This is a genomic window from Pedobacter foliorum, from assembly GCF_013266735.1.
GTDB lineage: Bacteria > Bacteroidota > Bacteroidia > Sphingobacteriales > Sphingobacteriaceae > Pedobacter > Pedobacter foliorum.
On sequence record NZ_JABSNU010000004.1, the window covers coordinates 38,562 to 51,495 of the forward strand.

The following is a 12,934-nucleotide window of genomic DNA, read 5'->3' on the forward strand; positions in this document are numbered from 1 at the left end:
AACTATGGCAACCTTAAACATTCCTCAAAATGGCCAGGCCCTGAAAGGAAAAAACAGAACGCGAAAAGCAGTCCCTTCGGTAGATCTAACTGCAATGGTAGATTTAGCATTTCTTTTAATAACGTTTTTTATGCTTACTACTTCATTGTCTAAATCACAGGCTATGGACGTAGCCAAGCCAGTTGTTGATATCCCTGATCAGCCTTATCCTGCATCAAGGACAATAACTGTTCTTTTGGGTAAAAACAATAGTATTGTTTGGTATAAAGGGGAGATGGAGAAGGCCACTCCACAGCTAGCTAATTTTAAGGGAATAGCAAAGGTTTTAGCTTTTAATAAAAAGGAAATAGCCAGGCTGCATGGAAATGATCCTGGCAAGTTTATGATTGTCATTATTAAGCCGACAGAAAAATCCACCTATAAGAATTTTGTTGATGTGTTAGATGAAATGAGTATTTCATATGTAAAGTCTTATTTGATTGATGATAAGAGCCTGCAAAGCCTGGAAAGAGGATATATGGAGAAGTTAGGTGCTATATAATAGCAAAAGAGGGCTGTCCAGTTTAACCGGACAGCCCTCTTTTTGTTAATGTTTTGAGTGATTATAAAGAAAAGGCAGCTTTTACCTTATCAACAAAGTCTAATTTCTCCCAAGTGAATAATTCAACTGTAACAGTTTTTTCTTCACCACCTGGACTTTTGAATGTTTTGGTAACAGTTTCTGGTGTACGACCCATATGGCCATAAGCAGCAGTTTCACTATAAATTGGATTTCTTAATTTTAAGCGTTGTTCAATAAAGTAAGGGCGCATGTCGAACAGATCTTCAACGATCTTGGCGATTTCACCGTCTGTTTTGTCTATTTTGCTTGTTCCGTAAGTGTTAATGTAGATGCCCATTGGCTTTGCAACACCAATAGCATAACTAACCTGAACTAAAATTTCCTCCGCAACACCTGCAGCAACGAGGTTTTTAGCGATATGACGTGTTGCATAAGCGGCACTTCTATCAACCTTACTTGGATCTTTCCCAGAGAATGCACCACCACCATGTGCTCCTTTACCTCCGTAAGTATCTACAATGATTTTACGACCAGTTAAACCGGTATCACCATGTGGACCACCAATTACAAATTTACCGGTAGGATTGATATGATATTCAATTTTGTCATTAAACAGATGAGCGTATTGAGGGTATTTTGCTATAATCCTTGGAATAAGAATATCAACTAAATCCTTTTTGATTTTAGCTAACATTACTGTTTCCTCGTCAAAGTCATCATGCTGGGTAGAAATCACAATGGCATCGATACGAACCGGTTTATTATTATCAGCATATTCTAATGTTACTTGCGATTTAGCATCAGGGCGTAAATAAGTAATCTCATTGTTCTCACGTCTTAAAAGCGCTAACTCTTGTAAAAGAGTATGAGATAAATCTAATGCCAAAGGCATATAGTTTTCGGTTTCGTTAGTTGCATAACCAAACATCATACCCTGATCGCCTGCACCTTGCTCTTCTTTAGAGCTTCTATCAACACCTTGATTTATGTCTTGAGATTGTTCGTGAATAGCAGAAAGAATGCCACATGAGTTGGCTTCAAACATGTATTCACTTTTTGTATAGCCAATTTTTCTGATTACATCACGTGCAATTTGTTGCACATCAAGGTAAGTCTGTGATTTTACCTCGCCGGCTAAAATAACCTGACCTGTGGTAACTAATGTTTCACAAGCAACCTTAGATTCCGGATCGAAAGCTAAAAAGTTATCAATAAGCGCGTCTGAGATTTGATCTGCTACTTTATCCGGATGGCCTTCAGAAACTGACTCGGATGTAAATAAATACGACATTTTAAATAATTAAAATTTTAATTTAAACAATTATAAAAATGGAATCAGATCCTGTATTACAGGCTGTAAAATGAAGTGTATGATAAGGTTAGCACTTTTTTTTACGTGGTTGCAATCCCGCTATTTTTATATAGCATCGCAAATCAGTCCACTTTGATGCTGCAAAATTAGTATATATATTTAAATAGTCAAAAAATATCAATTATTTTGTACTATCATTAATCAAAAGGTTTTGTCGAAATCAAACATTTTATTTATTATTAATCCCATATCGGGGGGGAAGGATAAGCTAAAGATACCAGCATTGATAGATGCCCACCTCGATCGGTCTAAATTTAATCCGAATTTTAGCTTCACAGAATATGTAGGACATGCATCCGAAATAGCTGAGGAAGCTGCAAATAAGAATTTTGACATCATTGTTGCCGTAGGTGGCGATGGCACAATTAATGAAATTGCTACAAAAGTAATACAGCAGGATAAAATACTAGGAATTATTCCATTTGGTTCTGGAAATGGCTTAGCCAGATTTCTAAAAATACCAATGAATACGGTTGCCGCAATTAAGGTGATCAATGATTGTAATGTTGAAATTATCGATACAGCAAAGTTTAATGATAAGTGCTTTTTTAATATGGCAGGGATGGGCTTTGACGCACATATCAGCTCCGTATTTGCCGGGAATAAATCCAGAGGGTTAACCGGATACTTAAAACTAGGGCTAACGGAAGTGTTGAACTATAAACCTCAAACGTACCGTATTAATATAGATGGAACAGATTATGTGCGCAAGGCATTTGTAATCAGTATTGCTAATTCGTCTCAATATGGAAACAATGCACATATAGCACCTAAAGCCTCAGTGGTTGATGGATTGCTTGATGTTTGTATAGTTAAAGAATTTCCTATGTACAAGTTGCCGGTATTAGCATATGAAATGTTAAGTGCCAGAACAGATCGCTCAAAGATAGTTGAGATTATAAAAGGTAAAAACATAAAGATTACCCGAAGCCAGGATGACGCTATACATATTGATGGGGAACCATTCTTTATGGGTAAAGAAATAGGCGTATCTATTGTGCCGTTATCATTAAATGTTATTATTCCGAACTATGAAATCTAAAAAGAAAACATTGAGTGATCTTGGAGGAATTATGTATTCCACTGATCCATCTTTTGTTTATGAGGAAGAGAGTGCCGATTCTCAGGAGTTAGTACCAAATAATCAGCAAGACTTAAGGGTAATGCTAGACCGGAAAAATAGGGGAGGAAAAGCTGTTACTTTAATCACTGGATTTGTTGGTAGTATTGATGAATTGGACAAGTTGGCCAAAACGTTAAAGACAAAATGTGGGGTAGGAGGGGCATCAAAGGATGGCGAGATCATAATTCAGGGAGATTTTAGAGATAAAGTGCTTATACTCTTGCAGAAAGAGGGCTATAAAGTAAAAAAATCAGGGGGATAAATATCTGTTTAATTGCTTGATTAATAAGTTGTTTGATGTAAGTGTATATGCGACAATAAGTTAAATTTTTCTTAAAAAAAGGTGCTTTTTACCTTTTTATCTGCATAACTTTGCCTGACTAACTTATTATTCTTATGAGCAAAGCTTTTATGCTTAGGCCTGATTTGAGCTATCTGAATCTCGATTCGGATTTGGCTTTATATCAGCTTAATGTAGCACAATTGGTTGAAGAGGCCCTGAAAAATGGAGAGGGGACCCTTACAGATACCGGCGCACTGGCAGTAGATACGGGGAAATTTACTGGTCGTTCTCCAAAAGACAGATTTATAGTTTGCGATGAAATAACGCGTGATTCAGTGTGGTGGGGGGATATAAATATCAAATTTGAACCCGAGAAATTCGATGCCTTATATAAAAAAGTAACGGCACACCTTAGTAAAAACAAGTATTATGTAAGGGATTCATATGCTTGTGCTGATGAGTCTTATAAAACTACGATTAGGGTTGTAACTGAAACGGCCTATCAAAATCTATTTTCGAACAATCTATTCTTAAGACCTGACGTAGCCGATTTTATTGAAAAACCAGAGTGGACCATTATTGCAAGTCCATCCTTTTTGGCAGATCCGGATTTAGACGGAACCAGGCAAGCAAACTTTTCTATCCTCAATTTTTCAAGAAAAATAATACTTATTGGTGGATCGGGATATACAGGCGAAATTAAAAAGGGGATTTTCTCTGTATTGAATTTCATTCTTCCAGAACAAAAGCGGACATTATCAATGCACTGTTCTGCAAATGTTGGGAAAAATGATGATTCAGCAATATTTTTTGGCCTTTCGGGAACAGGTAAAACTACACTGTCAGCAGATCCTGAGCGCAGATTGATAGGAGATGATGAGCATGGATGGGGAAATGAATCCGTTTTTAATTTCGAGGGAGGTTGTTATGCAAAATGTGTTGATTTAACAGTTGAAAAGGAACCTCAGATCTTTAATGCCATAAAATTTGGTGCACTGTTAGAGAATACCAATTACTCTGAAGGAACTAGAACGGTTGATTTTTCTAATATTGATAAAACAGAAAATACCAGAGTTGCCTACCCAATAGAGTATATAGATAATGCTATAGTGCCTTCAATAGCTCCAGAACCTAAAAATATTTTCTTTTTAACAGCTGATGCTTTTGGTGTTCTGCCTCCAGTTTCAAAATTGAATACTGGACAGGCAATGTTTCATTTTATTTCAGGATATACTGCAAAGGTTGCAGGCACAGAGGCAGGCGTTACAGAACCTCAGGTAACGTTCTCAGCTTGTTTTGGTAAAGCTTTTTTACCGCTTCATCCTACTCGATATGCAGAATTACTTGGAGAAAAAATGAAAAAGAACAACATTAACGTATGGTTAATTAATACTGGTTGGAGTGGGGGAGCTTATGGGGAAGGAAAACGTATGAAATTGGCCTATACCAGAGCAATGATCACGGCTGCTTTAAATGGGGATCTGAAAAATGTTGAATTTGTAACAGATGCTGTTTTTGGATTACAGATTCCTATGAGCTGTCCGAATGTTCCATCAGAAATTTTAAATCCAAGAAATACCTGGGCTGATAAGAAAAAATACGATCGTAAAGCAAATGAACTCTCTCTGGAGTTTGTAAATAATTTTAAACAATTTGAGGCCTTCGCAAGTGAAGAAATGATGAGTTCACTCCCTAAAATAACCGAAAACATAGTTTAAAGCTTTTTTTTTACCTAAAAATTTGCATTTCAGTTTTTTTTTAGTTTTAATTGCGAAAGATTGTCTCCGCAACGAGACAATCTTTTTTAATTATACAGTAATACGTTAGGTAAAACAGAAGTGCAAACGGGTAAAATTGACGGGCAAAACGAATTAGCAAGCTAACAATTATTTAATTTGGAATTTAAATCAAAGTTCTAAATTTGTTACGGCAACAATTGTTTGTAATGTTCGTTGTGTGTATTACGGAATATTTAATCTAATTTTAAAAAACAAAGTACTAAAAACTAAAAAACTAAAAAAAAATGGCAAACGCACCAAAACCAACAACAGTAAAAAAAGAAAGCTCTTCTACAGCTTCAAATTTATTCGCAACTCTTACTATTCCAATTTGTATCATTATCGGAATATGTGTTTACAAATTTATTTTTGGAGATAGAGGGAATTTCATCGATGGCGCTGATCCAGATCTTCATGAGACACTTCCAAAAGTAGGTAACTACATGGGTATGGCTTACAAAGGTGGGGTTATCGTTCCAATTCTATTAGGTATGTTCCTTATGGTAATTGTATTCTCTATCGAGCGTCTTATTGTAATTGGTAAAGCAACTGGAAAATCTAGCTTGGATTCATTCGTGAAAAAAATCCAAGGGTTTTTAAACTCAAACAACATCGAAGCAGCCTTAACTGAGTGTGATAAACAACAAGGTTCTGTTGCTAACGTAATCAAATCAGGATTGAAAAAATATCGTGAGATGGAAACTGAAGCAAACATGGATACAGATCAAAAATGTTTAGCTATCCAAAAAGATATTGAAGAAGCTACTACTTTGGAAATGCCAATGTTAGAGCAAAACTTAACTGTAATCGCTACTTTAGTATCAGTAGGTACATTAACAGGTCTATTAGGTACAGTAACAGGTATGATCAAGGCCTTCGGTGGTTTAGCTAACTCTGGTGCTCCGGATCAGGCTGCATTAGCAACTGGTATTTCTGAAGCCCTAATTAACACAGCTACTGGTATCGGTACTTCTACTTTCGCTATTATCATGTACAACATCCTTACTTCTAAAATTGACAAATTAACTTATGCAATTGATGAAGCAGGTTTCAGTATCATTCAAACTTACGCCAGTACACATAAATAAAAAATAATGAATTTTTTTTTACCGGCTTTATGGAAAACCGGAAGAATTAACATCATTAGTAAAAAGTAAGTTTATTTATAAATATTATGGCAAGAGCAAAGGTTCAAAGAAAGAGTACTTCGATAGATATGACCGCTATGTGCGACGTGTCTTTCCTGCTACTTACTTTCTTTATATTAACAGCAACAGCACGCCAGCCGGATCCATTGGAAGTTAAAATTCCAAGTTCTACCTATAAGATTAAAGTTCCTGATTTGGATATGGGAATTTTATCTATCGGTCAGGGTAAGGTTTTCTACGAGATTGTAGGAAAGGACGTGAAAATGGCAACACTTGATAAAATAGGAGAGCAGTATAAGATTCAGTTTACTCCTGAAGAAAGAGAACGTTTTGGTGTTCTTGGATCATTTGGTGTTCCTGTAGGTAGCTTGAAAAAGTTTATCATGATGAGCGGAGATGAAAGGGAAAAGTTTGCTAAGGCTAACATGGGCATTCCTGCTGATTCTACTAACAATGAATTGAAAGAATGGTTATTGCAATCTCGTAAAGCGGTTGCTGAATTACACCAGACTGCAATGAGGGTGAGTATTAAAGGTGATGCGGAAGAAGAATATCCTGTAGTTAAGAAAATTATTGATATCCTTCAGGATCAAAAAATTAACAAATTTAGTTTAATTACATCGGCCGAGGGCGATGCTAAATAAAATCATACTATGGCAGAATTAGATACCTCCAGCGGGGGCGGGAAAAAAGGCAAAGTAAGAAGTAAGAAAGCAAACACCAAGGTAGATTTAACGGCGATGGTGGATCTTGCATTCTTGTTGATCACTTTCTTTATGTTAACCACCTCGTTGTCAAAGCCGATAGCAATGGATATTGCAAAACCGGATAAAGAGGATAATGACGTAAAAAATGAGCTTCGTGCATCTCAGACTATGACAATACTATTGGGTAAAAACAATAAGGTTGCATGGTATATGGGAGAAGCTGGAAAGTCTGCACCGAATATTGAAGGTTTTACTGAAATCAGAAAATCAATATTAAAGAATAAAGAAGAGGTACTTAAAGGTACCGGCCGACAAATAGTAATAGTGGTTAAACCAACAGAGGGCGCTACCTATAAAAATTTTGTTGATATAATGGACGAGTTAAACATCGCAAAGATTAAAACTGCTCCCGCTATTGATGATGTGAACATTCTTGATAGTGAGAAAGATGCGATGAAAAAAGCTGGAATATTATAAATAATTATAAACATAAAAATATTAGGCTATGTTTGGTTCTAAAATAGATTTATTAAAAAGGGATTGGCTTGATGTTGTATTTGCCAATAAGAACAAAGCCTACGGAGCTTATGAGCTTCGTCAGAAGAGTTCTTCTAATACAACAAAATCACTGCTGATAGCTTCAACAGCATTCGTGTTGTTGTTCTTATCCCCTAAGATCATGGAGTTATTCAAAGGAAAGGCTCCAGAAGAAGAAGTGGTTAAACAAACGGAAGTAGTGGTACAACCTCCACCTCCTGTAAACCCGGAAACACCTCCACCGCCGCCGGTTGAGCCACCGCCGCCAAAACAGGATCAGGTTAAATTCCCTCCTCCAGTTGTAAAACCAGATGAATTGGTTCGTGATGAAGAACCAGTTGAGATTGAAGACTTGAAAAAGGCTGATCCAGGTCAGAAAACTATTGCAGGTGATCCAGATGCTGATATTGTTATCGCAACTGCTGCCGGTGATGGTCCTAAACAAGCTGCGGTTGTAGAGGATACCAAAGTTTATGACTTTGTTAGTCTTGAGACTCAGCCAACTTTCCCTGGTGGTATGGAGAAATTTTATGCTTATTTGAAAAAAGCAGTAAGATACCCTCCTATGGCTCAGGAAAACAACATTCAAGGTAAAGTGTTTTTATCATTTGTTGTTGAAAAGGATGGTAGCTTAACCGATATTAAAGTTGATAGAAAACTTGGTGGTGGTACTGATGAGGAAGCTGTTAGAGTACTAAAAGCAAGTCCAAGATGGATCCCAGGAGTTCAAAACGGTAAAAAGGTTCGTGTGAAATATAACATTCCTATTAGTTTTACCTTATCACAATAAGATCAATGTTTAATTTAAAAACATTTATGCAGAAATCGCCTCAACAGCGATTTCTGTTTATTTTAGGGCTAGTTATGTTTGCCTTTTACTTGGTTTTAGGAGTGACTTTAATTGTCTGGAAGGATATGCCGATAACAATAGAACGTACTTATAGAATCCTTCTTGGAGTTTTGTTAATCGTTTATGCCGTAATAAGATTTACTCGTGTAATTAATCAAAAGGATAATTAAAGTAATGAAGAATCTAGGTTTTGTATTCATTTTTTTTGTGCTATTCTCTTGTAAGAATAAAAAGCAACCCGATGTTGTAGAACAAACTCGTACATCAGGCACTGTAAAGATTCTTGTAGATGAGTCTTTTTCTTCAATTATCGCTGATCAGATAGAAGTATTTAAGTCTGATTATAAAAATGCAGAGTTTACAACTATTGCAGGTAACGAGAATAAAATAATGCCTGCCTTTTTAAATGATAGTATTAGGGTCATGGTATCATCTAGAATGTTAACACCAGAAGAGGATAAGATATACAGAAGCCGAAGTATTGTCCCAAAGACTTCAAGGTTTGCTATTGATGGCATCTCATTGCTTACTCAGAAGAATGATTTGGACTCAAATATTACGGTTGACGAAGTGATTCAAATATTAAAAGGAACTTCTACAAGTGGAAAACAACTTGTTTTTGATAATGCTTATTCAAGTACGCTTAGATATTTTAAAGAATTGGCCCAGATAACCGAACTTCCAAAAAAAGGAGTTTATACTTTACAGAGTAATAATGACGTTATAAAGTACGTTTCCGAAAATAAGAATTTTATAGGAGTAGTTGGCGTAAATTGGTTATTATCTAATAATTCCAATATGACTTCTTATATTGCAAGGGTGAAAATGATGGGGGTGAAGAATATTAAGGGTAAGAAGGGGGATAATGCATATTATCGTCCGGAACAAGCGAACTTAATTAGCGGTATTTATCCATTTTTAAGGAATGTTTACATCATTAATTGTGAAGGACGTGACGGTTTAGGCACGGGTTTTGCAAATTGGTTAATGAGTCCTCGCGGACAATTAATCGTACTGAGGTCTGGATTGGGACCTCATAAAATGATGTCCAGGGATTTTAACTTGAAGAATACAAACTAAATTTTATATTTGGGATATAGAAATAGGAGACAATGTAATGTGAACCAGAATTTGGGAATGTCTGCTTAATAATTAAAACTAAAAACAAAATATCGAACCATGAAACCTGCAAAGCAAGCTTCATACAATTAAATTGAAAATAGAGGAACTATGAAAATGACAAAGAAAGCAATAACCTTAGGTTTAGGTTTAGTAGTGATGGGTTCTGCCTCTTTTGCTCAGAGCATTACCGATGCAAAGAAGGCGATAGATGCCGAACAATACGCTAAAGCGACTTCAATGCTTAAAACATTGGTTGCATCGCAAAAAGGAAAGGGAGAGAACTACTTTAGTTTAGGTGATGTTTATTTAAGAAGAGATTATATTGATTCTGCAAGAGCAGCCTTTACTCAAGGTGTAGCCGCAGATGCAAAAAATCCATTGAATTATATAGGTTTAGGCCAAGCTGATCTTGTTTCAAACAATGCAGCATCTGCTAAAACAAATTTTGATAAGGCAATTGAAGTTGCATCTAAAAAGGATTTTACTCCATATTTGTATATAGGTAAAGCTTATTTAGTTGGTGATAAGCCAGATTTTGCAGCTGCATTGCCTAATTTACAAAAAGCAGAAGAGTTAGATGATAAGGATAAAGAAGCTGAAACATTTGTTGCTTTAGGTGATTATTATTCATTGCAAAGAAAAAATTCTGAAGCACTACAGAATTATATGAGAGCTTTAAGTATTGATCCAGCATTATACAGATCTACTGTTCAAATCGGAAAAATGTATAAAGAATCAAGAGCGTTTAGTGATGCTGAAGGCGAGTTGAAGAATGTTGTGGCTGCAGATCCAAACTATGGTCCTGCTTATCGTGAGTTAGCTGAGCTTTATATGCAGTGGGGAAATCAAGAGCCTGCGAACTTTGATGCTAAAGCTGCTGAAGCCTTAACCAACTATAAAAAATATCTTGATTTAACTGATAAATCTTACGATTCAAGATTACGTTATGCTACTTTCTTATTCTATGCAAAAGATTTTAAAACATTGGAACAAGAAACTTCGGAGTTAGCATCATTGAATCAAAATGATCCTAAAAGTTTGATCGTTTCAAGATTGAGAGGTTATTCTGCTTTTGAGAATGGAAATTTTCCTCAGAGTTTACAATACATGAAAGAGTTCTTTGCTAAAGTGAAAGATACTTCTCGTATTATCTCTGATGATTATATGTACTTGGGTAAAGCTTTAATGAAAGATAGTACTGATGCTGCTAATGATAGCTTAGGCCTGGTTAATGTGATTAAAGCTGTTAGTATGGATTCTACGAAAGTTGAGGCTCTAGCTGCAATTGCTAAATCGTACTATGATGCGAAAAATTATAAGAAAGCTATTGCTACTTATGATGTAGTTAACCATTTGAACCCAGAGGGTAAAGGATCACTATATAATTATTTTTACCATGCTATCGCATCGTACGTGTCTTATTACAAAGCCTATACAGCAAAAACTAATCCTTCTAAAGATATTTTGGTTAAAGGTGACGCATCATTAGCGAAATTATTGAAGTTAGCTCCATCGACATATGATGCTATTCTTTACAGAGCCAGAATAAACGATTTTATGGATGATGAAGTAGCGCCAACTGGCTTAAAATTGCCTTTTTATCAGCAATATTTAGATTCTGTTGGGGCACATGTTGATAAACAGACGCCTGCAGTTAAAAAGAATATGGTAGAAGCTTATAATCAAATTGCTGGTTTTGCTTCATTTAAAGATGACAAAGAGAAAGCAAAGTTATATTGGGATAAAAGTTTAGCGATTGATCCTGCCAATGCTGTTGCATTAGAAGGAATTAAATCATTAACTGCTCCAGCTCCAAAGGCTACTACTGCAAAACCAAAGAAAAAGTAAGAATTTTATAATAAAAGAAAAAGGCGGGGTTGTTATCCCGCCTTTTTCTTTTATTTTTGCCTCATAATTATATTCAAATGGAAACTCAAAGTGTACCTGTAGATTTTTTACCAATTATATTTCAAGTAGTTGTTGCCTTAGGATTTGTTGTTGTTACTTTAATTGCAACACATTTTTTAGGCCCTAAGAGGAAAACATCTGATAAGCTGTCAACATTTGAGGCTGGTATAAAGGTGATAGGTAATGCACGTCAGCCATTTTCTATTAAGTATTTTCTAGTAGCTATTCTCTTCGTCCTGTTTGATGTGGAGGTAATATTTATGTATCCCTGGGCAGTTAATTTCAGAGCACTTGGAATGGCTGGAATGATAGAGATGTTTATCTTTATGGGAACATTATTATTAGGCTTTATTTACGTTATAAAGAAGAAAGCACTGGATTGGAATTAGATTATTTAGATTGTTTCTAAATGCCCTCAACTTAATTCATTTGCTTTTAAAAAATTGTAGATTTGTGGTTCATTCTTTACAGGAATGAACCTTTTTCGTTTTGTATCATGAGTAACATCAATATAGTAGACGCGCCTCCAGGCATAGAAGGATCTGGTTTTTTTGCTACTTCCTTAGATAAGGTTATTGGCTTGGCCCGTTCCCATTCATTATGGCCTTTGCCATTCGCAACTTCATGCTGTGGTATTGAGTTTATGGCTACCATGGGATCTCATTATGACTTTGGTCGATTTGGATCTGAGCGTTTAAGCTTTTCTCCACGTCAGGCAGATTTATTAATGGTAATGGGGACAATAGCCAAGAAAATGAGTCCGGTTCTTAAGCAGGTATATTTACAAATGGCAGAGCCTCGTTGGGTGATTGCTGTTGGTGCTTGTGCATCAAGCGGGGGTATTTTTGACACTTATTCTGTTTTGCAAGGGATAGATGAGATTATTCCGGTAGATGTGTATGTTCCGGGGTGTCCACCAAGACCGGAAGCTATTTTAGATGGCTTTGGTAAAATTCAGGAATTGGTTAAGAATGAATCTTCAAGAAGAAGGAACTCAGATCAATATAGAGAAATGTTGGCTTCATACGGAATTGAATAATGGCAGAGGTTACTAATCAGGAATTAATACAACAGCTAACTGAAAAGTTTGGTGGAAAAATAATTGGAATTACCGAGCCTTATGGGTTACTCACTTTTGAAACCACAAAGGATGTTATTATCGATGTTTTAGCTTTTCTAAAGCAAAATACATTAGCCAGCTTCAATTTCCTTACAGATATCACAGCTGTGCATTATCCGGAGAAAAAACATGGTATCGCAGTGGTTTATCACTTACATAGCATGGTTAATAGAATCAGGGTTAGAGTGAAAGTTTTTATAGACGAGCATCACCCTGAAATTCCAACTGCAACTCCCTTATGGAATGCAGCTAATTGGATGGAAAGAGAAACTTATGATTTGTTTGGAGTAAAGTTTGAAGGCCATCCGGATCTTAGAAGAATATTGAATATGGATGATCTTGGTGTTCATCCAATGTTAAAACAATATCCTTTAGAAGATCCAAACAGAGTAGATAAAAAAGACGAATACTTTGGTAGATAAGA

The 12,934-nt window shown here is 35.9% G+C and carries 14 protein-coding genes; 13 read left to right on the plus strand and 1 reads right to left on the minus strand.

From position 1 onward, the window contains the following. The first annotated feature begins 4 nt into the window (after window positions 1-4). Window positions 5-541 (plus strand): ExbD/TolR family protein, encoded by a 537-nt coding sequence (locus HQN83_RS09895; RefSeq protein ID WP_173090186.1) that lies wholly within the window; start codon window positions 5-7, stop codon window positions 539-541. Window positions 542-602: 61 nt separating this feature from the next. Here HQN83_RS09895 and metK read toward each other — a convergent pair whose 3' ends face one another. Next, a complete protein-coding gene (gene metK, locus HQN83_RS09900; RefSeq protein WP_173090187.1) occupies window positions 603-1,853 on the minus strand; it encodes a methionine adenosyltransferase in 1,251 nt (416 codons plus the stop codon). Between the two features lie 232 nt (window positions 1,854-2,085). Here metK and HQN83_RS09905 point away from each other — a divergent pair, with 232 nt between their 5' ends. The 12 genes from HQN83_RS09905 (at window position 2,086) to HQN83_RS09960 (ending at window position 12,932) form a co-directional block, all read left to right on the plus strand. After that, complete coding sequence (locus tag HQN83_RS09905; RefSeq protein ID WP_173090188.1) at window positions 2,086-2,976, plus strand: diacylglycerol/lipid kinase family protein; 891 nt, start codon at window positions 2,086-2,088, stop codon at window positions 2,974-2,976. Further along, a complete protein-coding gene (locus tag HQN83_RS09910; protein WP_173090189.1) occupies window positions 2,966-3,319 on the plus strand; it encodes a translation initiation factor in 354 nt (117 codons plus the stop codon). Before HQN83_RS09905 ends, HQN83_RS09910 begins: the two co-directional genes overlap by 11 nt. 134 nt (window positions 3,320-3,453) lie before the next feature. Then, window positions 3,454-5,058: a phosphoenolpyruvate carboxykinase (ATP) gene (pckA, locus tag HQN83_RS09915; protein ID WP_173090190.1), complete on the plus strand. Its 1,605-nt coding sequence runs from the start codon at window positions 3,454-3,456 to the stop codon at window positions 5,056-5,058. Window positions 5,059-5,363: 305 nt separating this feature from the next. After that, window positions 5,364-6,206: a MotA/TolQ/ExbB proton channel family protein gene (locus HQN83_RS09920; protein ID WP_173090191.1), complete on the plus strand. Its 843-nt coding sequence runs from the start codon at window positions 5,364-5,366 to the stop codon at window positions 6,204-6,206. Window positions 6,207-6,292: 86 nt separating this feature from the next. After that, window positions 6,293-6,910, plus strand: a complete 618-nt coding sequence (locus HQN83_RS09925; RefSeq protein WP_173090192.1) for a biopolymer transporter ExbD — start codon at window positions 6,293-6,295, stop codon at window positions 6,908-6,910. Window positions 6,911-6,919: 9 nt separating this feature from the next. Next, the gene (locus HQN83_RS09930) at window positions 6,920-7,450 is read left to right on the plus strand and encodes an ExbD/TolR family protein (RefSeq protein ID WP_173090193.1); all 531 of its coding nucleotides are present in this window, start codon (window positions 6,920-6,922) and stop codon (window positions 7,448-7,450) included. 28 nt (window positions 7,451-7,478) lie between these two features. Then, window positions 7,479-8,300, plus strand: a complete 822-nt coding sequence (locus HQN83_RS09935) for an energy transducer TonB (RefSeq protein WP_173090194.1) — start codon at window positions 7,479-7,481, stop codon at window positions 8,298-8,300. A gap of 234 nt (window positions 8,301-8,534) precedes the next feature. Further along, window positions 8,535-9,440 carry a substrate-binding domain-containing protein gene (locus tag HQN83_RS09940; RefSeq protein ID WP_173090195.1) on the plus strand — a complete coding sequence of 302 codons (906 nt, stop codon included), beginning with the start codon at window positions 8,535-8,537 and terminating at the stop codon, window positions 9,438-9,440. Between the two features lie 150 nt (window positions 9,441-9,590). Beyond that, a complete protein-coding gene (locus HQN83_RS09945) occupies window positions 9,591-11,330 on the plus strand; it encodes a tetratricopeptide repeat protein (RefSeq protein ID WP_173090196.1) in 1,740 nt (579 codons plus the stop codon). Window positions 11,331-11,407: 77 nt separating this feature from the next. Further along, entirely contained in the window at window positions 11,408-11,779 is a 372-nt protein-coding gene (locus tag HQN83_RS09950; RefSeq protein ID WP_173090197.1) for an NADH-quinone oxidoreductase subunit A, read from the plus strand. Between the two features lie 107 nt (window positions 11,780-11,886). Beyond that, on the plus strand, window positions 11,887-12,429 hold the full coding sequence (locus HQN83_RS09955) for an NADH-quinone oxidoreductase subunit B (RefSeq protein ID WP_173090198.1): 543 nt from the start codon (window positions 11,887-11,889) through the stop codon (window positions 12,427-12,429). After that, window positions 12,429-12,932, plus strand: a complete 504-nt coding sequence (locus tag HQN83_RS09960; RefSeq protein WP_173090199.1) for an NADH-quinone oxidoreductase subunit C — start codon at window positions 12,429-12,431, stop codon at window positions 12,930-12,932. Before HQN83_RS09955 ends, HQN83_RS09960 begins: the two co-directional genes overlap by 1 nt. Window positions 12,933-12,934: the final 2 nt, after the last annotated feature.

Excerpts from the sequence above, each read along its gene's own strand:
- HQN83_RS09895 (WP_173090186.1), top strand. The coding sequence starts at position 5 with ATGGCAACCTTAAACATTCCTCAAAATGGCCAGGCCCTGAAAGGAAAA.
- metK (WP_173090187.1), bottom strand. The coding sequence starts at position 1,853 with ATGTCGTATTTATTTACATCCGAGTCAGTTTCTGAAGGCCATCCGGAT.
- HQN83_RS09910 (WP_173090189.1), top strand. The coding sequence starts at position 2,966 with ATGAAATCTAAAAAGAAAACATTGAGTGATCTTGGAGGAATTATGTAT.
- pckA (WP_173090190.1), top strand. The coding sequence starts at position 3,454 with ATGAGCAAAGCTTTTATGCTTAGGCCTGATTTGAGCTATCTGAATCTC.
- HQN83_RS09920 (WP_173090191.1), top strand. The coding sequence starts at position 5,364 with ATGGCAAACGCACCAAAACCAACAACAGTAAAAAAAGAAAGCTCTTCT.
- HQN83_RS09925 (WP_173090192.1), top strand. The coding sequence starts at position 6,293 with ATGGCAAGAGCAAAGGTTCAAAGAAAGAGTACTTCGATAGATATGACC.
- HQN83_RS09930 (WP_173090193.1), top strand. The coding sequence starts at position 6,920 with ATGGCAGAATTAGATACCTCCAGCGGGGGCGGGAAAAAAGGCAAAGTA.
- HQN83_RS09935 (WP_173090194.1), top strand. The coding sequence starts at position 7,479 with ATGTTTGGTTCTAAAATAGATTTATTAAAAAGGGATTGGCTTGATGTT.
- HQN83_RS09940 (WP_173090195.1), top strand. The coding sequence starts at position 8,535 with ATGAAGAATCTAGGTTTTGTATTCATTTTTTTTGTGCTATTCTCTTGT.
- HQN83_RS09945 (WP_173090196.1), top strand. The coding sequence starts at position 9,591 with ATGAAAATGACAAAGAAAGCAATAACCTTAGGTTTAGGTTTAGTAGTG.
- HQN83_RS09950 (WP_173090197.1), top strand. The coding sequence starts at position 11,408 with ATGGAAACTCAAAGTGTACCTGTAGATTTTTTACCAATTATATTTCAA.
- HQN83_RS09955 (WP_173090198.1), top strand. The coding sequence starts at position 11,887 with ATGAGTAACATCAATATAGTAGACGCGCCTCCAGGCATAGAAGGATCT.
- HQN83_RS09960 (WP_173090199.1), top strand. The coding sequence starts at position 12,429 with ATGGCAGAGGTTACTAATCAGGAATTAATACAACAGCTAACTGAAAAG.